Annotated in this window: 23 protein-coding genes; 13 read left to right on the plus strand and 10 right to left on the minus strand. The window is 31.6% G+C overall.

What is annotated here, in order from left to right; translation table 11 throughout:
* Positions 1-3: 3 nt before the first annotated feature.
* The gene (locus KM029_RS17950; protein WP_144074563.1) at positions 4-795 is read right to left on the minus strand and encodes a murein L,D-transpeptidase catalytic domain family protein; all 792 of its coding nucleotides are present in this window, start codon (positions 793-795) and stop codon (positions 4-6) included.
* A gap of 212 nt (positions 796-1,007) precedes the next feature.
* Between KM029_RS17950 and KM029_RS17955 the strand changes: the two genes are divergently transcribed.
* Complete coding sequence (locus tag KM029_RS17955; protein ID WP_144074564.1) at positions 1,008-1,484, plus strand: small multi-drug export protein; 477 nt, start codon at positions 1,008-1,010, stop codon at positions 1,482-1,484.
* A 34-nt stretch (positions 1,485-1,518) separates the two neighbouring features.
* A complete protein-coding gene (locus KM029_RS17960) occupies positions 1,519-2,316 on the plus strand; it encodes a class I SAM-dependent methyltransferase (protein ID WP_144074565.1) in 798 nt (265 codons plus the stop codon).
* Between the two features lie 59 nt (positions 2,317-2,375).
* Here the strand turns inward: KM029_RS17960 and KM029_RS17965 are convergent, their stop codons facing one another.
* From KM029_RS17965 to KM029_RS17975, 3 genes are all read right to left on the minus strand, one after another.
* Entirely contained in the window at positions 2,376-2,840 is a 465-nt protein-coding gene (locus KM029_RS17965; RefSeq protein ID WP_144074566.1) for a hypothetical protein, read from the minus strand.
* A 111-nt stretch (positions 2,841-2,951) separates the two neighbouring features.
* Positions 2,952-3,965, minus strand: a complete 1,014-nt coding sequence (locus tag KM029_RS17970; protein ID WP_144074567.1) for a helix-turn-helix domain-containing protein — start codon at positions 3,963-3,965, stop codon at positions 2,952-2,954.
* The gene (locus tag KM029_RS17975; protein WP_144074568.1) at positions 3,966-4,685 is read right to left on the minus strand and encodes a tRNA1(Val) (adenine(37)-N6)-methyltransferase; all 720 of its coding nucleotides are present in this window, start codon (positions 4,683-4,685) and stop codon (positions 3,966-3,968) included. It abuts the gene before it with no gap.
* Between the two features lie 109 nt (positions 4,686-4,794).
* On the opposite strand from KM029_RS17975, the gene manA reads away from it, so the two are divergent.
* Together manA and KM029_RS17985 are read left to right on the plus strand one after the other, a co-directional pair.
* Positions 4,795-6,000: a mannose-6-phosphate isomerase, class I gene (manA, locus tag KM029_RS17980; RefSeq protein ID WP_144074569.1), complete on the plus strand. Its 1,206-nt coding sequence runs from the start codon at positions 4,795-4,797 to the stop codon at positions 5,998-6,000.
* Positions 6,001-6,128: 128 nt separating this feature from the next.
* Positions 6,129-6,569 (plus strand): BLUF domain-containing protein, encoded by a 441-nt coding sequence (locus KM029_RS17985; protein WP_144074570.1) that lies wholly within the window; start codon positions 6,129-6,131, stop codon positions 6,567-6,569.
* A 57-nt stretch (positions 6,570-6,626) separates the two neighbouring features.
* Here KM029_RS17985 and KM029_RS17990 read toward each other — a convergent pair whose 3' ends face one another.
* From KM029_RS17990 to KM029_RS18000, 3 genes are all read right to left on the minus strand, one after another.
* A complete protein-coding gene (locus KM029_RS17990) occupies positions 6,627-7,286 on the minus strand; it encodes a LolA family protein (protein WP_144074571.1) in 660 nt (219 codons plus the stop codon).
* 72 nt (positions 7,287-7,358) lie between these two features.
* On the minus strand, positions 7,359-10,313 hold the full coding sequence (locus tag KM029_RS17995) for an FtsK/SpoIIIE family DNA translocase (protein WP_144074572.1): 2,955 nt from the start codon (positions 10,311-10,313) through the stop codon (positions 7,359-7,361).
* 106 nt (positions 10,314-10,419) lie between these two features.
* Positions 10,420-11,889 (minus strand): nicotinate phosphoribosyltransferase, encoded by a 1,470-nt coding sequence (locus KM029_RS18000; protein ID WP_184679434.1) that lies wholly within the window; start codon positions 11,887-11,889, stop codon positions 10,420-10,422.
* 144 nt (positions 11,890-12,033) lie between these two features.
* Here KM029_RS18000 and KM029_RS18005 point away from each other — a divergent pair, with 144 nt between their 5' ends.
* Together KM029_RS18005 and KM029_RS18010 are read left to right on the plus strand one after the other, a co-directional pair.
* Positions 12,034-13,401 (plus strand): GAF domain-containing protein, encoded by a 1,368-nt coding sequence (locus tag KM029_RS18005; protein WP_144074573.1) that lies wholly within the window; start codon positions 12,034-12,036, stop codon positions 13,399-13,401.
* A gap of 158 nt (positions 13,402-13,559) precedes the next feature.
* Positions 13,560-14,066 (plus strand): hypothetical protein, encoded by a 507-nt coding sequence (locus KM029_RS18010; protein ID WP_144074574.1) that lies wholly within the window; start codon positions 13,560-13,562, stop codon positions 14,064-14,066.
* Between the two features lie 66 nt (positions 14,067-14,132).
* Here the strand turns inward: KM029_RS18010 and KM029_RS18015 are convergent, their stop codons facing one another.
* Complete coding sequence (locus KM029_RS18015; protein WP_144074575.1) at positions 14,133-14,546, minus strand: hypothetical protein; 414 nt, start codon at positions 14,544-14,546, stop codon at positions 14,133-14,135.
* Positions 14,547-14,748: 202 nt separating this feature from the next.
* Between KM029_RS18015 and KM029_RS18020 the strand changes: the two genes are divergently transcribed.
* From KM029_RS18020 to KM029_RS18030, 3 genes are all read left to right on the plus strand, one after another.
* Positions 14,749-15,327, plus strand: coding sequence for a cytochrome b/b6 domain-containing protein (locus KM029_RS18020; protein WP_144074576.1), 579 nt, complete (start codon positions 14,749-14,751; stop codon positions 15,325-15,327).
* Positions 15,328-15,685: 358 nt separating this feature from the next.
* On the plus strand, positions 15,686-16,936 hold the full coding sequence (locus KM029_RS18025) for an exonuclease SbcCD subunit D C-terminal domain-containing protein (protein ID WP_144074577.1): 1,251 nt from the start codon (positions 15,686-15,688) through the stop codon (positions 16,934-16,936).
* Positions 16,937-16,938: 2 nt separating this feature from the next.
* Positions 16,939-20,481 (plus strand): AAA family ATPase, encoded by a 3,543-nt coding sequence (locus KM029_RS18030; protein WP_144074578.1) that lies wholly within the window; start codon positions 16,939-16,941, stop codon positions 20,479-20,481.
* A 3-nt stretch (positions 20,482-20,484) separates the two neighbouring features.
* Here the strand turns inward: KM029_RS18030 and trhA are convergent, their stop codons facing one another.
* Positions 20,485-21,183: a PAQR family membrane homeostasis protein TrhA gene (gene trhA / locus KM029_RS18035; RefSeq protein WP_144074579.1), complete on the minus strand. Its 699-nt coding sequence runs from the start codon at positions 21,181-21,183 to the stop codon at positions 20,485-20,487.
* Between the two features lie 267 nt (positions 21,184-21,450).
* Here trhA and hutG point away from each other — a divergent pair, with 267 nt between their 5' ends.
* The 4 genes from hutG to KM029_RS18055 all read left to right on the plus strand — a co-directional run bounded on the left by hutG (position 21,451) and on the right by KM029_RS18055 (position 24,489).
* Entirely contained in the window at positions 21,451-22,440 is a 990-nt protein-coding gene (gene hutG / locus KM029_RS18040; protein ID WP_144074580.1) for a formimidoylglutamase, read from the plus strand.
* A 50-nt stretch (positions 22,441-22,490) separates the two neighbouring features.
* A complete protein-coding gene (gene ung, locus KM029_RS18045; RefSeq protein ID WP_144074581.1) occupies positions 22,491-23,153 on the plus strand; it encodes a uracil-DNA glycosylase in 663 nt (220 codons plus the stop codon).
* 96 nt (positions 23,154-23,249) lie between these two features.
* A complete protein-coding gene (locus KM029_RS18050; protein ID WP_144074582.1) occupies positions 23,250-24,116 on the plus strand; it encodes a cell division protein FtsX in 867 nt (288 codons plus the stop codon).
* 7 nt (positions 24,117-24,123) lie between these two features.
* Positions 24,124-24,489 carry a translation initiation factor gene (locus KM029_RS18055; RefSeq protein ID WP_144074583.1) on the plus strand — a complete coding sequence of 122 codons (366 nt, stop codon included), beginning with the start codon at positions 24,124-24,126 and terminating at the stop codon, positions 24,487-24,489.
* Positions 24,490-24,570: 81 nt separating this feature from the next.
* Here the strand turns inward: KM029_RS18055 and KM029_RS18060 are convergent, their stop codons facing one another.
* Positions 24,571-25,884, minus strand: a complete 1,314-nt coding sequence (locus tag KM029_RS18060) for a cryptochrome/photolyase family protein (protein WP_144074584.1) — start codon at positions 25,882-25,884, stop codon at positions 24,571-24,573.
* Between the last annotated feature and the right edge of the window lie 12 nt (positions 25,885-25,896).

Here is a 25,896-nt window from a genome sequence, read left to right on the forward strand (position 1 = left end):
TCATTATTCATTAGAAGTATATATAGGCTGTATTTTTTTTGGTGCAATACAAGAATACGTCGAGAATAACTCAGTAGTATTCTCTGGTAAAGTAGATAAGTCTGAATCTGATTTATCTACTTTATTTGTATAGATAAACATTACACTTCCGCCTTTTATATAATTAATAACTTTTTTATGGTCTTTGTAGGATACAGCTGGACAGCCAAAGCTCCTACCTGTATAACCATTGTTATTAATAAAATTTTGAGAAACATATTTTGCAGGATGAAGAACAATTGCTCTTTCTCTTGCCTTATGATTTATATTCTCTTCTAATCCATCTAATTTAAGCGATAGACCATACTTACCTGTATAAGTTTCGGCGGCTTTATAGAAGCCTAAACTACTCTGCCTAGAGTTTATAGTATTACTGAATCTGTTTGCATAGAGCATTCCAGAGTTAACCCCATGAGCAACATAGGTATTTAGTAATAAACAAGATTTTTCTATATCTATAATATAAAGCCGCTTTTGATTAGACGGCTGACTAAAGTCAATGATACTTAAAACTTTTTTATTCTGAATTTTTCCTTCATTTAAAAGATTTAAATATCCAGTAATACCTTCTTTAAATGCATCATAAGATAAACCTTTAGCTTCAAGGTGTGCATTATTATAAAAGGTTAGTACAAGATTTTCAGATTCTGTCTTTAAAATGTTATTAGCAGACTCGGGGTTGCCTGCAAATACATTTACAAATAAGAACGGAAATAAAAATTGCAGTTTTAAAAGTTTAAATTTTATTAGGTTCATTTATAAAATCGTAAATTGTAGCGTGTTATTTGCATTGCAAATTTACAAAAATACTGTAATTTAAGAACACATTAAATGACTTATTTTATTGAAACCCATTGAAAATCAATATTATTAGCAATTTTTGTGTAATTTTTGAAAAACAATTATTTGCAAATTGACGAGACTTTCTGCTTTTTGCACTACTTATAGAGTAACCTCAAAATCACTACATGTTTGATTTAATTACAAAATACTTATCTCTACTTTCAATAAGCGCTGTTAAATTTTTGTTTGGGCCTATATTGGGCTTTTCAACAGGATTATCAATAATTGAAACCATCATTATTACCGTTCTAGGAATGATGCTAACAGTTGTTGTGCTTACCTATGCAGGTACACCTGCCAGAAAGAAATTGATGATGTGGTTAAATAGAGGCAAGAAGAGGAAACTTTTTACAAAGAAGAACAGAATGATAGTGAGGCTATGGCAAGAATACGGCATGAAAGGAGTCGCATTTTTTACACCAATATTTTTTGGTCCTCCTATTGGAATGTTAATAGCTCTTTCATTTGGTGAAAAAAAAGAGAGAATAATATCATATATGTTTATAAGTGCCGTATTTTGGGGTATAATTATGAACGTTGCCATATATTATTTTGGAGAATATATGGGATGGGTACAAGATAGCGGAGTAACTGTGAAATAGCAGGCTCTTAAAACAACTAGGTTTTAGTGATTATATGGCATTTGATTTCCATCAGGATAAAAAAACATACTTCAATTTTCAAAAAGAGAATGCAAATAAATATGTAATTCCTTTTATAGAAAAGTCAATTAAAATAGATGCATCACTACGTGTTCTAGAAATAGGATGTGGAGAAGGAGGTGTATTACAAGCATTTTTAGAGAAAGGTTGCTATGGAATGGGGATAGAATTAAGTCTTCCAAGAGTAGAACTAGCCAATCAATTTTTAGAAGAGCATATCAAAAAAGGTAAAGCTCAGATAATAGGAAAAAATGTTTATGATATTGATGTAGACAAAGAATTAGGAGAAAAGTTTGACCTAATTATTTTGAAAGATGTAATTGAGCATATTCCTAATCAAGAAAAAATAATACATCATTTTAGAAACTTCTTAAAACCTAAAGGGAAAATATTTTTTGGTTTTCCACCTTGGCAAATGCCTTTTGGAGGACATCAGCAAATATGTTCATCAAAAGTTTTATCAAAACTTCCTTATTTCCATTTACTTCCAAAATCTGTTTACAGATGGATTTTAAAAAATGGAGATGTAAGTGAGGGACATGTTAGAGAGTTATTAGAAATAAAAGATACAGGAATTTCTTTAGAACGCTTTGAGCGTATATGTAAAAAGGAGCACTTCGATATAATAGAGAAAACACTCTATTTTATTAATCCAATTTACGAATACAAATTTGGATTAAAACCTAGAACAAAAATTCCAATTTTAGGAGATATTCCTTGGGTTAGAAATTTTGTAACAACAGCAGGGTTTTACCTTGTAGAAATGAATTAAAAAAAGAGCCTTGATTTATCACAAATCAAGGCTCTTTTTTAGATTGAAATCTAATGTATTTATTCAGTATCAATCATTGCTGCTGCTTCAATTGTAATCTCTTCAGATACAATTACACTTGCACTTCCTTCTTCAAGGTAGTCATAAGAAGCAATAACTTTGTAAGCACCAAGAACATCAATTTTAACATCTGCAGATAAGACAGCTTGAACTGGGATATTTGCAGACTTTGGAACTTTACCTTCTAGTGTAAACTCTAAAACTTCACCGTTATCTACATTGGTAAAAGCTAACTTAGCATTTTGTAGATAACCACTTGGAGAATTTACGAAAGTTTGGAATGTTGTGGCTTCACCTAAAGTGATATAATCACCATCTTCAAAATTTGTGATTTCAATAGACGCTACATCTGGTGTTGGTTCAGTGTCGTCTTCTTTGTTACAGCTTGCAATAACCAATGCAGATACAGAGATGATTGCGAAACGAACCATAAGGTTGTAGATGGCTTTAGTAGTAATTTTCATTTTTCTTCTTTTTCAGTATGGTAATTTGTTTTCTTATTATCCAAAACGCCAATGAAAAAGAAATGATTTTACTATTTAGTCGAATAACTTACCATTTTAGTCGATCAAATATTAATGAGATTGAATTTTCTTAGAATTCCTTAATTCAGAAGGAGTGTAGTCATAAAACCTCTTAAAAGCCGTAGTAAACTTAGATAGGTGACTGTAACCAACTTCTTTTGCGATCTTCCCAATAGGTTTTTCTGTATATCTAAGTGCTCTATGTGCGTCAAGCATTCTATGGTTTGTTACAAATTTAAATATTGGCTGACCAAAGATTTGTTTAAAATCTTCTTTCAATTTTGTTTCTCCAATTTTAAATTTATCAGAAAGCATTGCAATTGTTGGAATGTTTGCATAATCACTCAATAGGTAATCCTTAATGTTAAAGTAAATATCGAATGCTTCTTTAGAAATAACCTTTTCAGGTGTTTTTCTTCTTTTATTTTTTTCAATTAATTGAGAAACAAGTTTACCCATTAACTCCATGCCTTTACCAAATACAATTGCCTGACGACCTAGCGTTAATTTCTGTGCAGCAAATAACTCTTCAGTCATGTCTTCTATTTCGGGGTTTGTTTCTTCGTAATAAACTTTATTTTTTAGTTGGTTTAAAAAGTCAGAAAATGAAGTGCTATTTTGTGCCTCCATAATTTCTTTTAAAGTTTCATGCTCTACTCTAATACCAACCCATTTAATATCTTCTGCTTTTTTAAAATCAATAATTATAGAATGACTACTCTTATAAAGCATGATGCTATATTGAGCATTACCATTCGAAAGTTCTGTTTCTTGATCCGTATCAGAATCGATTAAAAACCTAGAATTCTTTTTTAGAATAGTAATAAAAAGGCTAGATTTTTCTGCTTTAATACCCGTTGAAACTTGTACATTGTCTTGAAGAAAAACTTGGTTTACACTAATATTTATAGCAGGAATTAAGCTGAAGTATTCAAGATTAATATCGCCTATTTTTGTTTTCCCAATTAATCTATTATCAATTAATTGCCCTCCAATATCTTTTTGAAGCTTGATGTATGATTTTTTTAAACTGCTTGCGTCTAGTACTATCGTTTTATTATTCATCTATAGAAAAGGATGGAAATCTTTTGTGATTGAAATATATTGCTCGGAAAAATTATTACTATTATTCTCCTTTAGATATAGTTTAGAAACGATATTTCTTGTTGCCAAGTTTTGATATATAAACTCTAGCATAACTCTTTTAACAGGCTTTTTGATATTATGTGCAATCTCGCAATGTTTGGCAATATGAAAACTATACTGAGTTGCAATTTTATAAATATCTTCTACTTGATCGAATGGGTAAATTAAAATAAGCTTACCACCCTTAGTTAAAACTTTAGACGAAGAACTAAATAAACTTTCTAATGTAAGATGATCTGAATGTCTAGCCTTTGTTCTTTCTTCTGTATTTGCTTTATAAGAGTCTTTAAAAAAGGGAGGGTTTGAAACAACAGCATCTACTTTTGTATCAAGGATTAATTCAGAAAAATCAATATGCTTAACGGATAGACGTTCTTTCCAAGGGGAGTTTTTGAAATTCTCTTCGGCTTGTTCACTTGCTCCCAAATCAATATCAATTCCAATAATTTTAAGCTCAGAATAACGTTGGGCGCACATCAAAGAAATTAAACCTGAACCTGTTCCAATATCAAGCATAGTTGTACAATCTGATAAATCAGCCCATGCACCCAATAACATTCCATCAGTGCCAATTTTCATAGCACATTTTTCTTGTCCTATTTCAAATTGCTTAAATTTAAAGGTTTTGTATTTACTCATATGGGTTAAAAATAATAGATATATAGGAATGTTTAGAGTATAGCATCTTATTTATTTCTATTTTTGCGTTGAAATTAAGTTACTATTTTTATCGAACAACAACTAAGCGATGTTAACTACTAAATTATTTCCATTAAAAGGGAAAGTACAAAATTATGCATGGGGTGGAGATTCATTTATTCCACAAATGATTGGTATAGAGAAAGAAGATAAACCTTATGCTGAATACTGGATGGGTGCTCACGATAACGCTCCTGCTCAAGTAGGGGAAGATCAGCAGCTAAATACAATGATTAAGAATGATCCTTCTGGTACAATCGGAAGCTTCATTAATGATAAATTTGGTCGATTACCTTTCTTATTTAAAGTATTAGATGTAAAAGATGTTTTATCTATTCAAGTTCATCCAACAAAAATAGAAGCAGAGAAAGGTTTTGCTAGAGAAAACGCAGAAGGGATTCCTGTAACTGCTTCTCATAGAAATTACAAGGATGACAACCATAAACCAGAAATTATGGTTGCTTTAAGTGAGTTCTGGTTACTGCATGGTTTCTTACCTAAAGCTAAATTAGTAGAAGTTCTGAAATCGGTTCCGGAGTTTAATTATTTATTACCTGTTTTTGAAGAAGAGGGTTTCTTTGGATTATATAAAACGGTAATGGAGTATTCTGCAGAAGAAGTAAATACAAGATTGAAGCCGTTAGTAGATCGTGTAATGCCTCTTTATAATGCAGGTAAACTAGATAAAGCTTCTCCAGATTATTGGACAGCTAAATCTGTAGCTTTACAAGAAGATGGTGCTGATTTAGATAAAGGAATTTACTCTATCTATTTCTTTAATATTGTACGTGCTGATATTGGCGATGCAATTTTCCAAGATGCAGGTTTACCACATGCATACATGGAAGGTCAGAATATGGAATTAATGGCAAATTCTGACAATGTTCTTAGAGGTGGTCTTACGCCAAAACACATTGATGTACCTGAACTTCTAAAGCATGTAACTTTTGAAGAAACTCACCCAAATATTATGAAAGGTGAGTTACAAGAAGATGGTTTAGAAAGAATTTATAAAAGTCCTGCTCCCGATTTTGAATTAAGCAGAATTGCTGTTTCTAAAGGAGACGTTTATATATCTGTAGCTAAAACTGCTCAGATTATTATTGTGTCTGAAGGAGAAGCAACTGTTGAAGAAGGAGCTACTACAGTAACTATTAAAAGGGGTGAAGTAGTTGTATTACTAGTTGATGCAAACTACAAAATCACTACTTCTACATCAGCGGTTTTATTTAAAGCCACTGCACCAGTAGAATAATATTTATATTAAATATATACATTATAAGCCTTTACAGTTTTAGAATTGTAGAGGCTTTTTTTGTAGATAGGTATTTTATATATTCAGTATGATGATGTTTCTATTGTTTACCCATAATTATCAACGCTATGTATTGCCTTTGCTACACCAGTAAAAAAACTGCTTCTTTTGATATAAATGAACTGAAAGAGATTCTCATTAAAAGTAGAATCAATAACGAAAAGAAAGACATTACTGGTATTCTCTTACTTATTGATGATTTGTTTATTCAAATTCTAGAAGGAGAGAAAAAAGATTTGGAACAACTTTATGATGTAATTAAAGTGGATGACCGCCATGATTATATTCAAAAAATATTTTCTGGTGAAATTGAATCTAGAAACTTTCTAACTTGGTCTATGGGATTCCAGCAGGTGACTTGGGAGGATTTAGAGGAATTAGGTATGGAAAGACAACATGATAAGAGTTTATCGTTGTCAGAGTATTTTAGACATAAAAGTCATTACTTAATTGAAGTAATTAAGGAATTTAATAAATCATCAGAATTGAAATTAAATTTACCAAAATAAAAAAACGCCTTGATCTCAAATTGAAATCAAGGCGTTTTTTTAAAATGAAGTTTCTAATTATCTTAAATCAACAACTTCAGCATCTGGATATTTAGCAGTATCGAAAACAAATTCACTATCACTAACAGAAACATTTTGTTTAAAATTAGTGATTGAGTTTTCGTATCTCATCAAGTTTCCTTTTTCAAAGATTACAAATTTAACCAAAGCATGTGTCTTTGGATTAATATGCATTCTAATTTTAAAGAAATTGACTTCTAAACTTTTATCAGGCGAAAGGTCAATGATATCATTTCCTTTTGCATCTTTTTCGATATATAAATATTTAAAATTCTTTTCATAGATAGAATAGATTTGAGCTGGAGAGCTTAAAACATCAGTGTCTTCAGCATCTGCTTCTTCTAATGTTACTTCCTCCATTTCTTGATCATAACGTGATACTGTTTTAGTATCATTATAAATCGTCTGACCATCTAATTGCAATTGGTATTTATTACCGCTTACAATTGCTTTCATCTGTATATCTCCAATGGTACCATCTGTAGTACTTATTGCTTCTTGATTGATATCAGCACTAAAAGAGTTTAATCCTTTATAAAAGGTACTCATTTGGTCGAGTATCTTTTCTGCTTTTTCATCTTGTTGGGCAAATAAATTACCTATTGATAAAACTAAAATGAAAAGGAATGATAATATATTTTTGTTGCTTTTAATCATAATTTATTAACTAGTTTATAGTAGTTCAAGTGTATTTTACGAGACTTACTATATAAAAAGTTTCATTAAAGGTTATAAAGTATTTAATACAACCTCTAACTCCATCTCTGTTTTTACATTTACTTGTCTAGCTTTACTACCCTCAAACGGACCTACAATTCCTGCAGCTTCGAGCTGATCTATAATACGGCCAGCACGGTTATAACCTAAACTTAATTTACGCTGAATTAATGATGTACTACCTTGTTGATGACGCACAAGTAATCTGGCAGCTTCTTCAAATAGATCGTCTCTATCGTCAACACTACCACCTCCTCCGCCTTTAGAGGCAGGTTGTTCTTCTTCAAACTCAGGTAACATATAAGCAGTAGAAAAACCAGTTTGATCTGCAATGAAATCACAAAGTTTTTCTACTTCATCTGTATCAATAAATGCACATTGAAGACGAGTAAGGTCATTACCTGTCGATAATAACATATCACCCATACCAATTAATTGATCAGCTCCACCTGCATCTAAAATTGTTCTAGAATCTATTTTAGATGTTACTCTAAATGATAAACGAGCAGGGAAATTGGCTTTAATCATACCTGTAATAACATCTACTGAAGGACGTTGAGTAGCTACAACTAAATGAATACCAATCGCACGAGCTAATTGTGCTAAACGGGCAATTGGTCCTTCTATCTCTTTACCAGCTGTCATCATTAAATCAGCAAGTTCATCAATAACAAGAACAATATATGGTAAGAAACGATGTCCCTTTTTAGGGTTTAATCTTCTACTACAGAATTTAGCGTTGTATTCTTTAATATTTCGCACTCCTGCAGATTTTAATAAAGAATATCTCATATCCATTTCTGTACAAAGAGAGTTCAGAATATGGATGGCTTTTTTAGTATCTGTAATAATCGCTTCTTCGGCATCTGGTAAACTAGCTAAGAAGTGACGTTCAATTTTATTGAAAAGTGATAATTCAACCTTTTTTGGGTCAATCATCACAAACTTTAATTCTGACGGGTGCTTTCTATAAAGTAAAGAACTAAGCAATACGTTAATACCAACCGACTTACCTTGACCTGTTGCACCAGCCATTAATAAGTGAGGCATTTTTGCAAGATCTGCAACAAATACTTCGTTAGAAATTGTTCTACCAAAAGCAACAGGTAGGTCCATTTTAGCTTTTGCAAACTTCTCAGTTGCCAAAACAGAAGACATAGAAACCATTTCTCTATTGTTGTTTGGTACTTCAATACCAATCGTTCCACGTCCAGGAATAGGAGCAATAATACGTATACCTAAAGCAGCTAAGCTTAAAGCAATATCATCTTCTAGATTACGTATTTTTGAAATCTTAATACCAACTTCAGGAACAATTTCATAAAGAGTAACAGTAGGACCAATTGTAGCACTAATAGAAGCGATACCAATTTTAAAGTGTCTTAATGTATTTACAATTTTCTCTTTGTTTGCCTCTAATTCCTCTTTAGTTACTTTAGCTTTACTCTCAACAGGAGGGTGCAAAAGGTCTAAATCGGGATATTTATAATAACTAAGATCAAGCTTTGGATCATATTCGTCCATATCTTCGATATTGACAAGTTCATCCGGTTCGTCTTCTATATTCTTTAACACATTTAGATCTGCTTTGTCCACATTCTCTGTTGTAGAGACATCAGATAGTTCGTGTGGGTTTTCTACTTTCTCTTTTTTCTTAGGAGGAGTAGGAGGATCTAATTCTATTGTTTCTGATTTTGTTGGTTCTTCTTCAATTTCAATAATTGGAGGAGTATTCGGAGTTACTTTTTTCTGTTGAGAAGAAGGGTTCGGAGTAGGAGACTCTTTCTTTTCTTCTTTCACAGGAGGCATCTCAGAACTTGTATCAGTAGATTGGTGCTTAGAGTAGTTTTGTGTTGGAGGTATCTGATTTGCTCCGTTACCACCTACTTGAACATGCTCAACTTGAATATTTACATCAACAGAAATAGGGTCAACTTTAATAGGTTGTTGAGGAACACTTTCTGTTACAATTGGAGTTTCTGGCTCAACTACAGATGGAGGTTGTGTGGCATGAGGAACGAGACCGGTATCTTGTGTAGTAATGTCTTCTTCAACTTCACTATGGATATCAGTAAGTTCTTCTTCTGTTACGGTTTCACTAGTAAGTGTTGATGCTTCAATAGCAGTTTCCTCTTCAATAGTATTTTCTAATTCTTCATTTTCCTCAAGTTCTTCTTCCTCAGCATTAGAATCTTTAGGAAGTGTATTTTCTTCCTCTTCAGATGTAGAGTTTATTATAGAGTTAGTTGAATATCTATTTTTAGTGACTTTACCAATTACTTTTGATACGGCATTGAATTTAACAATATATACACCATGAATAAGTACAGCTAAGATGAGGAAAATAACAGTTCCCCAACCTATAAGACTATACAAACCATCAGCTACAGTTAGACCTATTTTACCACATAAGAATCCTAAAATATTAGGAGTGTCTTTTATTACTACATAATATCCAAGCAATACACTTGTCCAAAGCATGTAAAAAAGGCAAATGTAACCTAGTTTTCTAAACTTAATAAGTTTCCCATTTCCTTGAGTAAATAATTCATACCCTGCAGAGAATAGCATAGGAATGAGAAGAATAGAACCAAGACCAAACATGTTATAAACTAAAAGGTGAGACAAAGACGCACCTAAAAGTCCTAACCAGTTTTGAACTTCTTTTCCAGATGAAATAAGATTCGTTATTCCACCTACATTTTCAATAATACTCTGATCGGCTTTCCCTGTAAATACAAAAGAAAGCAATGCTAAACAGGTATAAACAGAAAGAAAAATTAGAGATAAACCAATACTAGTTTGAAGTCGTGGGTCTTTCAGTTTGTTATTATCGAAACTCATCTTAGGCACTTTTAATCGTACAGGCCTTTCCGTTTCTTCAGCGTGGGGAGTAGCTGAAGATTGTGGTACCGATGAGGGTTTATATATATTTTTTCGTACGTTCTTTTTAGGTTCTGAAGCCATATTTTATTTTACTTGAGGCTGACAGTTTAAAAAATTTATTTTTGGCTTTTTAAACCAATCCAAAATTAAAATAATTTAATGTCAATTGGAATTATATTTTACTTGATTAAGACTTTAATTGATGAATTACATTCATTTTTAAGTTATAAAGAGTACTTTCCAGTCCTACAGGATATTCATGTGGATGGTAAAATCTTTTTATACTGTCGTCAAGCTGAGATAATTCCTTTACTGTTTTAAGTTGAATACTATGAATAGATGGTGAATTATAGACCAATTTACCATTTTCGAAGATAGGAATAAGTAAATCTTCATAATTTTTTGATTTATCTATTTTCTTAGATCGAATTCCATTATTAGGATCAATAAGTATAGGATTACTACTGATTTCATCTTCTTGGTTAAAAATCATATCAGCATTAAATTTGCCATTAGAGTTTTTAAACCTCCTGACTTGTAAAATCCCTGGTGTAGAAATTTTATTTATCTGTTCTGATAATTTCACTTTGTATTGCCATTCTTCCTTTTCATTTTGAATAGCACTTAATTTATACACACCTCCAAGTGCAGGTTGATCATAAGAAGTTACCAACTTTGTTCCTACACCCCAAACATTTATTTTTGCATTTTGTTCAATCTTCAAACTATTGATTAAATACTCGTCTAAATCATTACTTGCTACAATAGATGCTTGCGTAAAACCAGCAGCATCAAGTAATTTACGTGCTTCTATACTTAAATAAGATAAGTCACCAGAGTCTAAGCGAATACCATTCATTGTATATCCTTTTTCCTTTAAAGAATTACCTACAATAATAGCTTTTTTTACACCTTCAAGGGTATTATAAGTATCTACAAGAAAAATACAATTACTAGGCATTACATCAGCATATGCTTTAAATGCTTGTAGTTCATCATCATAAGACATAATCCAACTATGTGCATGAGTGCCTTTAACGGGTATGTCTAAAAGTTTGGCAGCTAATACATTAGATGTTGCATTAAAACCACCAATATACGCTGCTCTAGTAGCAGAAATACCACCGTCAATTCCTTGTGCTCTTCTTAAACCAAATTCTAATAATTGATCATCTTTAGCTGCAATTCTTAACCTTGCAGCTTTTGTAGCAATTAATGTTTGGAAATTGATGATATTAAGAAGAGCTGTTTCTATTAATTGGCATTGAAGTAAACTTCCTTTTACTCTAATAAAAGGTTCGTTCGGAAAAATTATTGTTCCTTCTTCAATTGCATGAATTGTAAGATCAAATTTTAAGTTTCTTAGGTACTCTAAAAAATCAGCCTCAAATAATGGTTTGCCTTCTGCGTCTGTAATAGTACCAAGATATTCAATATCATCATCAGCAAAAGAAAAGTTATTTAAAAAATCGATAACATAGGCTAAACCAGCATTTAAAGCAAAACCACCTTTAAAAGGAGATTTTCTAAAATAACCATGAAAAACAGCCTTTTTTTCAGCAAAACCTTTCTTCCAATAGCCATAAGCCATTGTAATTTGGTAAAGATCTGTGAGTAATGTTAAAGAAGTTCTATATAAGTCTTGTGAAATATTCATTTATAGCATGATTTTTTATACTATGAAAATTGAATTTACGTTTCTTTTTTGAGTGATAAAATTTCTTAAGAGATTAAACGGCACTAATTAAGCATCAAAATGTCTTTTTAAAGGCAAAAAATATAAAGGTTTAGCATTGTAAAAATGAATATTTTTCAACAAATTTTTAATATAGGAATAGATAAAAATGTATTTGGAATCACTAGAGAAAAAGTGATTACAACAAATCAGTTTGCATTTTATCTCACAATATTTCAGGTCTTTTATTTGATCTTGGCTATCATTAAAGTTCCTGTATTAATCCAATGGCCACTAATGGGTATTTTGGGTAACCTAGCAGTATTAGCACTTAATCATCTTCGCTTATATAGTTTATCGAGGATATTAATGAGTACTATTCCAATGGCTGTTGTGGTAATTTACAATTCTTACCTTACACCATTCGATGCTGCACCAAGAGTATCAGGATACATAATTGCCGTTGTACATCTATTAATACCTTTTTTAATTTTTGATGTAAAAGAAAGATATTATCAGTGGACGCTATTTTTTCTATTAGGAGCGGTAGTACTGAGTATGTTTCATTTATCAGATCTTCTAGTAGATCCACTCGTAGATTATGATAAAATGTATGCTCCAAAATCTAAAAGAGGAGTTATAATTGGTATAATTGGTTTTGCTGTTTTACTGTATTTAATGCAGAAAGAACGTATGCGTTACCGTTTAGAAAGTGAAAGGTTAACAGCTGAAAGTTTAAAAAGAAATCAACTTTTAGAAGCTTCAGAGAAAGGATTAAGAGATGCATTAGATAAGGTTAAACTTACTAAAGTACAAGATGAAAATAGAACATGGAATACTCAGAAAATATCAGAATTTAATGATTTAACACGTTCAGTCGAAAATTTAGAAGATCTTATTGACCAGTCTGTTAGCTTTTTAGCAAGAGAATTAAACCTCAATCAAGTAGCTATTTACTCTAAAGTAGAGGATAAAGAAAGAGGAGATTACCTTAGAAGACAGTCTGTTTTTGCTTACGATAGAAAAAAATATCTCAATGCAAATAAAATAGAGCAAGGTGAAGGATTAATTGGACAATGTTTTATTGAACGTAAGCCAATTATTTTAGAAGAAGTACCAAGAGGATATTTAAATATAAGCTCTGGGTTAGGTGATTCTACAGCCTCGTTTGTTGCTATTTACCCATTACTAGCTTACGATAAAATTGAAGGAGTTATTGAAGTTGCTAGTTTTAATGTTTTGTCAGATTATAAATTACAGTTCTTAAAAAGAGTTTGTGAAAGTCTTGCAATTACCATATTAAACAAGCTAGCATCAGAAAAATTAAAGGTATTATTACAAACTTCTCAAGAGCAAGCAGAACAAATGAGAGCTCAAGAAGAAGAAATGCGTCAGAATTTAGAAGAGATGCAGGCTACTCAAGAAGAATTAAATAGAAAAGAACTTGATTATTTGAATGAAATTGAACGCTTAAAGATGTTGAGTAACGATTAAAAAAGCCTTTTTTGATATAATTTAAGCAGTTTTTGAAAATAAAAAGCTATTACTCTTGTAAATTGGTAGAGTTTATATACTTTTGTGTATGGCAATTATAAATCAGTTATATTTATAAGGTCATCAAAATTAAATGTCCACATCAAATTTTTAGTCCAATGAGTTATAATTTTTACAAAGAAACAAGCGTACCGGTAGGTGAAAAATTAAGAAATAATCCAATAGGAGTTGTTTACGGTTTTGAAGCATATGCAGCAGGTGAAACGAAAATGTCAATGTTTTCTGATGACCAAAAAGAGCAGCTAAATGTTATTTGTGATAGAATTTTAATGAATTTGGCAGCTAACCCTGATAGAATCTATAGAATTTCTTTAGAGGGTAGAGGACAGGCTTCTGGAGAGGCAGATAACCGCAATCTTAAACTAGCTAGTTTGAGAGGTAAATATATGCGTGATGTAGCATATAAATACATATTGTCTTATGAAAAAGAGGGGCAAACAATTGCATCTTTTATTTTGTCAGGACAATTAACATTAAGAGTAATTGATATTAAGCCATTCTATGATATTGAAAAAGGAAGAATATTATGGGCAGATGGTAAAGCTGGAGATCGTAAATTCCAAAGATCGAAAGTGAATGTATATTATGAGACAAAATTGAAATAGTGCAAAACTGGACATTTTGGACTCATTAAAAAGGCTACTTCGGAAACGAGGTAGCCTTTTTTATATTTATGAACTCATGTGATAATCTATTCCATTCCATAAAACGGAAAGCCCTCCAGCATATTCAGTTATAGAAACACTTTGTGCTTTTTCTCCTTTTTTATAAAATGTTACTACACTTGGAGTTTCTTGATTTGTTATAGGATAGAAGTCTTTTAAAACTTCCTCGTGGAATGAACCACTTTTATCTTTAAAAGATAAGATTAGTTCTCCAGAATTTTTACGGTAAGTAACGTGTACTTTAACTTCTGAAGTATGCCCAAACTCAACAATAAAGAGCTGAATTTTATCTTCAAATTTACCACCTTGATTTACAAAGCTACTAAGTAGTGGATATGGCTCTTCTGCATTTTGCCCTAAAACTAATGGTGAGATAAAGAGAAAAAGTAAGGTTACTAGATTTTTAAGTTGATGTTTCATAAGGGGTTAATAATCTTTTGAGTAAGTGCTAATTGTACAAGAAACAATACTATAACAAGAATTAAAACTGAATCGTCGGTGTTTATTTATTAAATGATGCTATTTCTTTTTTATGTGCTAAGTAAAATAATATTTTATAATCTTTATCTTCTTATTAAATTGGAGCACTCAATTTTTTATATAACAAACTTTTCAATCTACAATGAGTAAGAGCAAAGAATATTCTGGAGCACATAGGTTGCTACATTGGCTTATAGCATTTAGCATGTTATTTATGCTACTCACAATTTTTTTACGCCTTAATTGGATGAATAAATATGTGATGAGTGATATCCTAACTGAGCAGCTTACTAAAATAGGTGTAGCAATAACAGAAAAGCAATCTGTAAAAATTGCAAAAGTAATAAGAGGAAATATGTTTGAATGGCATATTTATGTAGGCTATTTATTAATTGGCTTGTATTCATTACGTTTAGCATTAAATGCGAAGATGCACGGGTTAAAGTTTTCTAACTTAACATCTTCTTCAATTCCAGCAAAAGAGAAATTTCAATCATGGGTATATACTATTTTCTATGTTTGCGTAGGAGGATCTCTAATAACAGGTACTTGTATTGTAAATGATATAGGACCCCATAAATTATTAGAAGATATCCATAAATTATCTCTTTACTATTTAGTTACTTTTGTAGTGTTACACTTTGCAGGAATTGTAATTGGAGAGTTTACAGATAAGCCGAATAGTGTTTCGGAAATGATACACGGAAAACAAGAGGATTAATATTTTAGTTAATATTTTTAGACCATTAAATATTTTATATTAATAATGGTAAAAAGGTAATATTAATCATATATATTCGCGGTAGACTTAAACTTTATTATTATGCAAGGAGAAGGATTAATTTTTAAGATTCTGTTCATTGTAACATTGAGTGCAGTATTTCCAATGGTAGGATACTATTTGGACTACCGTCACAAACGTAAAATGTATCACCTTACTAAGCGCCATTTAAAGGACTTAGAAAAGGCAGACAAGAAATAAATGAAAAACCTCTTTTGAGAAATCGAAAGAGGTTTTTTTATTTTGTCAACATCCAAAAAAAAGCTACTTTTAACTAACAATTAAACTACCCATTTTCATGAAAATGCTTCACACAGCCGATTGGCACATTGGCAAAAAACTATATGATTTTTCTTTAAATGAAGATTTTAGACGATTCATTGATTGGCTTAACTCAACTATAAGAACTCAAAATATTGATGTATTATTAATAGCAGGAGATATTTTTGATACCGCCTATCCTTCCACTTCTAGTCAAGAGATTTATTTTGATAGCTTAGCCAAACTAAGAAGTGATAACCCGACCTTACAAATTATCATTACAGATGGTAATCATGATAGTACCTCAGCTTTAAATGCAGCAAAAATATATTTAAAAAGAGACAACATTTCTGTAGTAAGTGGCCTGACTGATACTGTTGATGATGAAATTATTTACGTAAAAAATACTACTGGAGCAATAGAAGCTGTTGTTGCAGCCGTACCGTTTTTAAGAGATAGAGATATTAGAAAAGTAGTTGATAATACAGGCATTGACGATAGGTATGCAGCAATAAAAGAAGGAATAAAAAAGCATTATGATGAAGTTGCAAATAGAATAGCAGCTTTAGAGCTTAATAAGCCAGTTATTGCAATGGGGCATTTGTATACACATGGTGTTTCTTCAGACCCAGACAGTGAACGTGAAATCCAAATGGGACATCAAGCAGGGGTTGAAGGAAATATTTTTTCTGAGGTATTTGATTATGTTGCCTTAGGGCATATTCATATGGCACAAACCGTAAAAGGTAATGTACCTATTTATTATTCTGGCTCTCCAATTCCATTATCTTTTTCAGAACGAAAATACAAGCATACTGTAAGACTAATTAATATTGATACAGAAGTATCTTCTTCAGCCATAGAAATTCCAAAGTTTAGAATCTTAAAAAAGATTGTAGGAAGTTTAGAAGAAGTAAAAGAGAAAATAGTAGTACTAAATGTTTCTTCCGATCAATTGACTTGTTTAGTCGAACTTGAAATAGTTGAACCAACTTATAATCCATTACTACAAGGTGAAATTGAGGCATTTAAAGCAGAATTTAATACTCGAAATAAAGAGACTAATACCTTAATTATTAAATCACGATTCTCTTTTGATAAATCTGTTGAAGGAGCAGATGAACTTTATGACGAAACAGTAGATATTTCTGAGTTAACTCCATTAGATATTTTTACAAGAAGAATAGATGATGAAAGAACTGTACAATTAGAGACAGATTTTAAAAGTCAGCTAATAGATGCTTTTAAACAATTAACAGAAGAGGTAGAAATTAAAGAGGGAGAATAGAGATGAAATTACTAAAGCTATATATCAAAAATATCAATTCGTTAAGAGGAGAGAATACTATAAATTATCAAGACGATGAATTACGTGATGCAGGATTAATTGCTATTGTTGGTAAAACAGGAGCCGGGAAATCTACCATTATGGATGCAATCACTTTGGCGTTATTTAATAGAGTACCAAGAGTAAATCCTAAAAATAAAATATCAAAAAACTTTCTTTTGCAATCAGGGTCAATGTTAACCAGAGGAGAAAAAGAAGGAATAATAGAGCTAGATTATCAGATTACAAGAAAAGGTAAAATAGAGAAATATAGAGCAAAGTGGATGATTTCCACAAATAAGCAAGGTAAAAATGCAGGAGAGATTAAAGACTATGACATGGATGTTATTGATTTAAACTCTTTGACTGTACTTAATCAGAAAAAAACGGAATGTCCTACCATAAATGAAGAATTAATTGGTTTAAACTTCGATCAATTTGTGAAATCGGTAATGCTTTCTCAAGGAGAGTTTGCCCGTTTGCTAAAGGCAAACAAAAAAGAAAGAAGTGATTTATTGGAAAAAATTACACGCTCTTTTGATTTCAGAAAGCTCAGTATTTTAGCATTCGAAAAACATAAAACGATAAATGCTATCGATAGAAAATTGCTTGATAGGATTGATAGTTTAAAACCTTTATCTGAAGAACAATTAGCAGATGCTAAAAGGCTAGAGAAAGAGTATACTAACCAATTACTTCTAGTACAGAAAAAACGGATTACACTTGATAAAGGGCTTGAAATAAAAAAGGAGTTAGAACGCTTGGTTACTGATATTCGAAGTAAGCAAATTAAGATCAATGCTATTGAAGAGGAACTTCAATCAAAAGAGATGGATAAAAAGGCAATTAAAGAACATGAGTTAGTTGTGCCTATTATCCCTCTTCATCAATCATGGGTTTATGCTAATGAAAAGTTAGAAGAATTAACTACAAAAAAGGTAACTCTAGATAATCAAATAGCATTAGATAGCGTAACATTGTCTACAGAAGAAGAACGCTATTCTATCTTTTTGGACGAATTAGAAAAACTGATTATACAGATTAAAAATGAAGAGAGTACTTGGCTAAAAGTAGATCAGTTAGATCAAGATATAATAGTAGAAGAAGAAAGTTTAAAGTCAATAAAAAAAGCCTTTGAAAGTGTAAATACCGAAATATTAGAAGCGGAAAAGAATGAAAGTGAGGCAAAAGATTTTATAAGAAAATATAAAGAGGAACAAGAGAATTTATTAGACTGGTCTGATCAAAATAAAGTATTAAGTACTTTACAAGATCATCTTCCGTTAATCAAGTCATCTAAAAAGCAACTTATAGAGAAAAAAGCAGCTTTTGATAAACAATTGTCTCAGCATACAGAAGAAACACGCAAAAGATTAAAAGGTAAAGACCTCTTAGAAAGTTTGTCTGTTATTAAGGGATGGACAGTGGCAAGTCAACAACAGATTGATTCTATGAAGAATAACCATTCTAGTTCTGACATGAGTAATGAATTGTTATCTGAACGGATTGACAAGTTTGAACATGCACACCAATCTCTTGTTAAAATAGACCAATTTGAAGCAGAGCAAAAACAATGTATTCTAGATTTAGAAACAATAGTCAAAGCGTTAGAAGAAAAAGAAGTTGAAGTTGGTCAGGCAAAAAAACAAGAGCAATACTTAAATGTATCTTTAAATGAGTTTATTGTAAAATTAGAACGCTTGCATTTTGAAGTGTCTGAAAATGTAGTTACGCTTAGGAGTTTATTGAAAGAGAATGAACCTTGTGTTGTCTGTGGAGCATTAGAGCATCCTGTTTCTAAACAAGAAGACTATTCTACTTTAGCTTTTTCTGAGTTTGAAAAGACGAAGAAAGAGAAAGAGGACACCTTACTGTTACTTGAAAATGCTCAAAAGAAGAGAGTACAATTTGAAAAGGAATTACTAACGCTTCAATTGAAAAAAGTAGCGTTAAATGATACATCAAATGGATTAATTGAAAAGCTTAAAGAGGAGAAATTAAGCATTGAGAAAGTAATTATAGCTTTATCTATTAAAGGTGTCTCAACAGAAAAAGTGTCAGCTCAACTTCTTCAATTAAAAGAAGAAATGAAGAATAGACATGCTATTCAAACAAAAGAGCAATTACTTGGTAGTTTGTTAGAGATTCAGAAATTAGGTGAAGAGTATGAGCACGAATGGGAAAACTATAAAGCACTTTTTATTCCTTATTTAGCATTTACAGAAAATACACTAGATATAACTTTATTAGAAAAGCAGCAGCTGGAGTGGAATGAGACTATAAATAGACTAAATCAGTTACCTTCTTTATTAGAAAAACAACAGGAAAGTCAACAATACATAAAGACTATAATTACTACAAAGGAGAAAGAAAAAACACAACTGCAAACTCAAGTGACTACTAGTAGTTCGACAATTACAGCTCTTAAAGAGAAAAGGCAATTGTTATTTGGAACTAAAATAGTAGCAAACGAAAGACAAGTATTTTTAAATACGAAAGATTTAAAGAGTAAAGAAGTAGATCAGATAAAAAACAGTATAAGTGGTTTACAGAGTAAACTTCAGGTAAATACATCTAGTTTAAAGACAACTGAAGTTGAAGTTTTAGCTCAAAAAGAAAAGCAAATTGTTACTAGAAATACATTCTTGAAAGCTCTAGAAGGTAAATCTTTAAAAGAAGAAGATTTCTTATCTATGAAGATGGAAGAAACTACTTACTTAACCACTAAAGAGTTAATTGAATCTTTAGAAAAGAGACTTACAATAGCTATTACAGAAAAGAAAGCAACGAATGAAGAAAAAGAAAGAGTTGAAAAAAAGGATGAATTTAAAGAAGAAACGAAAGAACAATTAGTAGAAAAAATTGAAGAGGTTGATGAGTTAATTAAGGATATAACAGGCAAACTAGATATTCAAAAAGCAAGTTTAAGTATTGAAGAAAATAATAAGAAGCAATTAATTGAAGTAAAGAAAGAACGTAAAGCTTTAGCTTCTGAATTGTTGTTGTGGAAAACAATGAATACATTAATAGGTTCTGAAAAAGGAGATAAATTTAATGTGTTTGCTCAAAGTATTGTACTTAGAAAATTACTTCATTTTGCTAATATTCACTTAGAGAAATTTACAGATAGGTATTTATTTTCTACTTCGAATATAAGCGAATTAGAAGACCTTTTTATTGTGGATAAATATGCAGGTAACCAGCAAAGAACGGTTACTTCTGCAAGTGGTGGAGAGACATTTTTATTAAGTTTATCACTTTCTTTAGGATTGGCAGATATGGCAAGTAATAATACCAAAGTAGAGAGTCTTTTTATAGACGAAGGTTTTGGAACTTTAGATGAAGATACACTTGACCAAGCAATTAGTGCTTTAGAAAAATTAAATGATTTAGGAGGAAAGACGATCTCTATTATATCCCATGTAACAGCTATAAAAGACCGAATTCCTGCAAAAATTCAATTAGTACCATTAGGTAGTGGAAATAGTAAAATAGAAGTAGGTTAAGGTTTAAAATACATAATAATAAAAACCATAGAAGATACAGCCAGCACCTGCCATAACAAATAAATGCCATATTGCATGGTTGTATCTTAAGCTTCTCCATAAATAAAATGGTACGCCTAACGTATAGAATAAACCACCTGCAATAATCCAATATATTCCATCACCTACAGCACTCATCATTTCGGGCAATAGTAGAATACCTACCCAACCTGTTCCAACATATAGAGCAACAGAAATCCATTGGTATTTGTCTGCAACGATAAGTTTAAAAATAGTACCTAATATAGCAACAATCCAGATGGCTATAAATAATTCAGTACCACCTTGGTTAGCTATTTTTAATAGTGCCATAGGAGTGTATGTACCTGCTATTAGCCAATAAATTGCAGAATGATCTAAGATCACAAATGTTTTTGTGTAGGCATCATCTGTGTGTATATGCAATAAAGTAGAACATGTAAAAAGTATAATCATGCTGCCACCATAGAGCATTGCACTGATAATATATTTCGGATCGGCAATATCAATTTTATTAAGAATTAACCAAAGTGCAAAAACACTTGCCACAGCAGCTACGCCATGAGTAAAGCTATTAATAACTTCTTCTTCTGGGGTATCTCTAGGTATTTCTAATTCATCTGCAGTAGATGGTCCATTTATTTTAGTGTCACTAATAGTAGATGTATAAGATAGTTTTTTCATGGGATAGTGATATTAAGTATCGAGATAAGGTTTATAGTAGCGTATCAAGTAAAGACAATTTATTATAAGACAAACAAGTCATAGGTGTGGTCAATAATTAGGTAAGAAAAGTAGTATTGATAGCAATTAAATGGCTGTCGGTGGTGAAAATCATATAATAAGATACGTTTTTTTTCGGTCATTGTCAACCTTTTTACTAATTTGTCTTCAACCATAAAATACTATTTTACATCTTTAAATTAAATCTTGAAATAGTACCATATAACCATGATTAATAAAACATATTTAGCCACGGATCCTAGCATTTGGACAGGCCGTATAGATGGCGATACCTACGACGTATATAGATGGCATCAGAAAATTGAAGTTATAGATTGGAGTGAAGAAGAAATTCCAAATTTAAAAGAAGGTGAAACAGGGATTGCAATCTTGGGTTTCATGTGTCAGGAAGGAGTAAAAAGAAATGGCGGACGATTAGGTGCAGTAGATGGTCCTTATGAGTTACGTAAAGCATCGGCAAATTTGCCAGTACACTTTCCTGAAACTGTAAAAATGATTGATCTTGGTAATATTCAATGTTACAACGAAGATCTTGAAGAAGCACAAAAAGATTTAGGTGAAGCGATTGCTAAAATATTACTTAAAGGTTACCGCCCTCTAGTTTGGGGAGGGGGACATGAGATTGCTTATGGTCATTATCTAGGTGTTAAAACATTTATGGATAAAGTACACCCTGGTAAGAGATTAGGTATTGTGAATTTCGATGCTCATTTCGATTTGAGAGAGCCAAATCCATTGCCAAGTTCAGGTACTCCATTTTATCAGATTGCTCAAGATCAAAAAGCTGCAAATGCTTCTTTTAATTATCTTGTAATGGGTATTCAGAAGAATAGTAATACCCAAAAACTTTATGATACAGCTACAGAACTCGGCGTTAGGTATATCTCTGGTAGACGTTTTTCAGAATCGGATAAAGTTGCAGCTACGCATAAATTGAGTGCGTTTTTAGACTCAGTAGATTACATTTATCAGACAACATGTATGGATGTATTTGCAGCTCATTTTGCACCGGGTGTTAGTGCCTCTGCTTATAATGGTATTGAGCCTAACCCTATTTTTATGCGTTTGTTTAAAAAAATATATAAAAGTGGAAAAGTGATATCTTCTGATATTGCAGAATTAAACCCACGTTTTGATATTGATAAAAGGACGGCAAAGCTAGCAGCGGCGTTGTCTTTCGAAATAGTAAAATCTTAATTTAAAAAAGCAGTTGATAATTCATTTTATCAGTTGCTTTATTTTTTTGTATGATAGCACCACTTGATAAATCTTGGGAATTAAAACTCCAAGAAGAATTTAAAAAACCATATTTTGAATCGCTCTCTGATTTTGTAATCTCAGAATATGCTAACAAACAAATCTTTCCTCCTCAAGAAAAGATTTTTAATGCGTTTAACCACTGTTCTTTTGACGATATAAAAGTGGTTATTATTGGTCAGGATCCTTATCATGGAGATGGACAAGCTAATGGGCTCTGTTTTTCTGTAGCAGATGGTATTAAGCAACCTCCTTCCTTAGTCAATATCTTTAAAGAAATAGAAGGAGATTTAGGTGTTACAAGACCAACGTCTGGTAATTTAGAAAGATGGTCAGAACAAGGTGTTTTGCTTTTAAATGCAACATTGACAGTAGAAGCACACAGTGCGGGTTCTCATCAAAAAAAAGGATGGGAGAAATTTACTGATGCAGTTATAAAAAAAATTGCTGAAGAGAAAGAAGGTGTTGTGTTTTTTCTTTGGGGAGCATATGCTCAGAAAAAAGGAAAAGTTATCGACCCGAAAAAACATTTGGTAGTACAATCAGTACACCCTTCTCCATTATCTGCCCATAGAGGTTTTTTTGGTAACCATCAGTTTAGTAAGGCAAATGATTATCTTGCTTCTAAAGGGAAATCAATAATAAAGTGGTAGTTTAGGTACGAACAATTATAATTTTGACGTTTCTTTGTTAGTGAGAAACATAACTTGAAATTTATCAAGAACTAATTTCGAAGCATAAAAATAAAAATGAAGAAAAAAATTGTAGGGAGTTACCCTTATGCCAATGTACTTTTTAGTATTTCAGCGGCTTTATTTATGATTGCTCTATTTAGCCTTTTTGCTGTAGGTACTAAGCGTTTAGCAAGTAAGCTATCAAGTGGTATAGAAATGCAGGTGATATTAGAAAAAGGGTTATCTACTTCTGCACATGAAGCTTTAGAAACAAAGCTGATAGAACTTCCTTTTGTATCTAACAACGAACCTCCTCAATACATAAGTAAAGAAACTGCAGCAGAGATTATGATTGAGAATACAGGAGAAGATTTTATTCGTTTCCTTGGTGACAATCCTTTAAGAGATGCTTATGCTGTTAGGGTTGATGTAAACCTTGATGATGAAGAAGCACTAGAAGATATAAAGACACAATTAGAAGTGTTAGAAGGAGTTTATGAGGTGATTTATACTAAGAATATTCTTCAAAATGTTAGAGGTAATATTAGAACTATAGGTATTGTTGTTATGATATTGGCATTAATATTCTTCACAACAGCGGTTATTCTAATCAATAATTCAATACGTTTAGCATTGTACTCACAAAGGTTTTTAATTCGCTCTATGCAATTAGTAGGAGCAACTCAGATTTTTATTAAGCAACCTTTTTTAATACGTGGAGCAATTCAAGGTGCTATAGGTGGGGTAATTGCGTCGGTATTTTTATCAATTGTTGCATTTTCTGCAATTACATCAATGCCAGAACTTATATACCTTATAGATTCCTCAGATATTATGTTAATCTGCATTTTAGCTGTATTTTTAGGAACTTTTGTAGTGGTATCTAGTGTATACCTTTCTATAAGTAAATATTTAAAATTAAAATTAGACGATCTTTATTAAGAAGAAGATGGGAAAGAATAAAAAAGATAGCGGAGGAGATTGGAAAGATAGATTAGGAGTAATGTTTAGTACTGATCCTGATTTTGAATACGATTATGATAAAGAAGAAGATGAGGATACATTACCAGCTAATAAGCAAGATTTAAGAGTAATGTTAGATAAGAAGAACCGTAGAGGAAAGTCTGCTACTTTAGTGACTGGTTTTGTGGGTTCTGATGATGATTTGAAAGATTTAGCAAAAACATTAAAATCTAAATGTGGTGTTGGTGGTAGTGCTAAAGACGGTGAAATAATAATCCAAGGAGATTTTAGAGATAAAGTAATGGAATTACTCAAAGCGGCTGGGTATAAAGCCAAAAAAGCTGGGGGTTAATCAAAAATCAATTGATAGTTATAACTGTTAATTATCCATTTTTAAAAGGACGTTACTCGTAAAAAGTAACGTCCTTTTATTTTAAGCTTCAACAATAAGTGCCTTTTTATAAGTAGCAATTGCTTTTTCTCTAGCTTCTTTATGATCAACAATAGGAGCAATATAATTATCAGGATCAAAATTGGGGATCCATTTTTTTATGTATGTATAATCTTTATCAAACTTCTTCATCTGAGAAGTAGGGTTAAATACTCTAAAATAAGGTTGGGCATCTGTTCCTGTTCCAGCAGCCCATTGCCACCCTCCATTATTGGCGGCAAGGTCAAAATCATTCAGCTTTTCTGCAAAATAGGCTTCTCCCCATCTCCAATCAATAAGCAGATGTTTACATAAAAAGCTGGCAACAATCATTCTCGCTCTATTATGCATATATCCTGTTGTATTTAATTCATGCATGGCTGCATCAACAATAGGGTAGCCTGTTTCACCTTTTTTCCAAGCATCAAATAAATGTTCATTATTCTCCCAAGGAACACGGTCGTATTTCCTGTTGTAATTTTCCGAAATAACATGAGGGAAATGATATAAGATCTGCATGTAAAAATCTCTCCAAATTATTTGATTGAAAAAGACTTCGTTTAAGCTACTTGTTTGTCGGAGTACAGACCGAACGCTTATTGTGCCAAACCGCAAATGAATACCTAAATGAGTTGTTCCTATAATTGCAGGGAAATCTCTTTGCGTATCATAATTACTAACTATTTCTTGATCTATTTGTAAAGGAGGAATTTTTTGAGACGATGTTTTAAAATTCATCTCCTCTAAACTTATTAATGGAAGTGGTTCTGTTTGGTGATAATTTGATGTGTAAGTACAATCAAAAGGAGCCAATACATTCTGATCGTTATTAAATTTAGCTTTCCATTTACGAGAATAAGGAGTGAAAACTACATACGGTAAACCATCGTCTTTTGTAACCTCATCTTTCTCATAAATACATTGATCTTTGTGTGTATAAAAACCAATAGCTTGTTCAGCTAATCTATTCTGGATTTCTAGATCTCTTTTTATAGCATACGGTTCATAATCGTGATTAGTATGAACTGCGTTTACATTATATTCTTTAATTATTTGTTCCCAAGCTTGTTTTGGGGTTGCATAAAACGTGAGAAGACTACTGTTGTAACTCTCTAATTGGTTTTTAATTATTTCTAATTGCTGATGTATAAAAGTAACGCGAGTATCTTCTCTATTTTCTAATTCATCAACTATTTGAGGATCAAAAATAAAGAGAGGAAGCACATTTTTAGAGGTTTTTAATGCTTGATATAATGCATGATTATCAGTTAACCTTAAATCTCTTCTGAGCCATACTATAGTTACTTCTTTTTTCATAATAATATATAG

Source organism: Flammeovirga kamogawensis (assembly GCF_018736065.1).
Lineage (GTDB): Bacteria > Bacteroidota > Bacteroidia > Cytophagales > Flammeovirgaceae > Flammeovirga > Flammeovirga kamogawensis.

Bases quoted from the DNA above. Each gene is read 5' to 3' on its own strand.
- KM029_RS17950 (WP_144074563.1), bottom strand. From the start codon at position 795: ATGAACCTAATAAAATTTAAACTTTTAAAACTGCAATTTTTATTTCCG.
- KM029_RS17955 (WP_144074564.1), top strand. From the start codon at position 1,008: ATGTTTGATTTAATTACAAAATACTTATCTCTACTTTCAATAAGCGCT.
- KM029_RS17960 (WP_144074565.1), top strand. From the start codon at position 1,519: ATGGCATTTGATTTCCATCAGGATAAAAAAACATACTTCAATTTTCAA.
- KM029_RS17965 (WP_144074566.1), bottom strand. From the start codon at position 2,840: ATGAAAATTACTACTAAAGCCATCTACAACCTTATGGTTCGTTTCGCA.
- KM029_RS17970 (WP_144074567.1), bottom strand. From the start codon at position 3,965: ATGAATAATAAAACGATAGTACTAGACGCAAGCAGTTTAAAAAAATCA.
- KM029_RS17975 (WP_144074568.1), bottom strand. From the start codon at position 4,685: ATGAGTAAATACAAAACCTTTAAATTTAAGCAATTTGAAATAGGACAA.
- manA (WP_144074569.1), top strand. From the start codon at position 4,795: ATGTTAACTACTAAATTATTTCCATTAAAAGGGAAAGTACAAAATTAT.
- KM029_RS17985 (WP_144074570.1), top strand. From the start codon at position 6,129: ATGTATTGCCTTTGCTACACCAGTAAAAAAACTGCTTCTTTTGATATA.
- KM029_RS17990 (WP_144074571.1), bottom strand. From the start codon at position 7,286: ATGATTAAAAGCAACAAAAATATATTATCATTCCTTTTCATTTTAGTT.
- KM029_RS17995 (WP_144074572.1), bottom strand. From the start codon at position 10,313: ATGGCTTCAGAACCTAAAAAGAACGTACGAAAAAATATATATAAACCC.
- KM029_RS18000 (WP_184679434.1), bottom strand. From the start codon at position 11,889: ATGAATATTTCACAAGACTTATATAGAACTTCTTTAACATTACTCACA.
- KM029_RS18005 (WP_144074573.1), top strand. From the start codon at position 12,034: ATGAATATTTTTCAACAAATTTTTAATATAGGAATAGATAAAAATGTA.
- KM029_RS18010 (WP_144074574.1), top strand. From the start codon at position 13,560: ATGAGTTATAATTTTTACAAAGAAACAAGCGTACCGGTAGGTGAAAAA.
- KM029_RS18015 (WP_144074575.1), bottom strand. From the start codon at position 14,546: ATGAAACATCAACTTAAAAATCTAGTAACCTTACTTTTTCTCTTTATC.
- KM029_RS18020 (WP_144074576.1), top strand. From the start codon at position 14,749: ATGAGTAAGAGCAAAGAATATTCTGGAGCACATAGGTTGCTACATTGG.
- KM029_RS18025 (WP_144074577.1), top strand. From the start codon at position 15,686: ATGAAAATGCTTCACACAGCCGATTGGCACATTGGCAAAAAACTATAT.
- KM029_RS18030 (WP_144074578.1), top strand. From the start codon at position 16,939: ATGAAATTACTAAAGCTATATATCAAAAATATCAATTCGTTAAGAGGA.
- trhA (WP_144074579.1), bottom strand. From the start codon at position 21,183: ATGAAAAAACTATCTTATACATCTACTATTAGTGACACTAAAATAAAT.
- hutG (WP_144074580.1), top strand. From the start codon at position 21,451: ATGATTAATAAAACATATTTAGCCACGGATCCTAGCATTTGGACAGGC.
- ung (WP_144074581.1), top strand. From the start codon at position 22,491: ATGATAGCACCACTTGATAAATCTTGGGAATTAAAACTCCAAGAAGAA.
- KM029_RS18050 (WP_144074582.1), top strand. From the start codon at position 23,250: ATGAAGAAAAAAATTGTAGGGAGTTACCCTTATGCCAATGTACTTTTT.
- KM029_RS18055 (WP_144074583.1), top strand. From the start codon at position 24,124: ATGGGAAAGAATAAAAAAGATAGCGGAGGAGATTGGAAAGATAGATTA.
- KM029_RS18060 (WP_144074584.1), bottom strand. From the start codon at position 25,884: ATGAAAAAAGAAGTAACTATAGTATGGCTCAGAAGAGATTTAAGGTTA.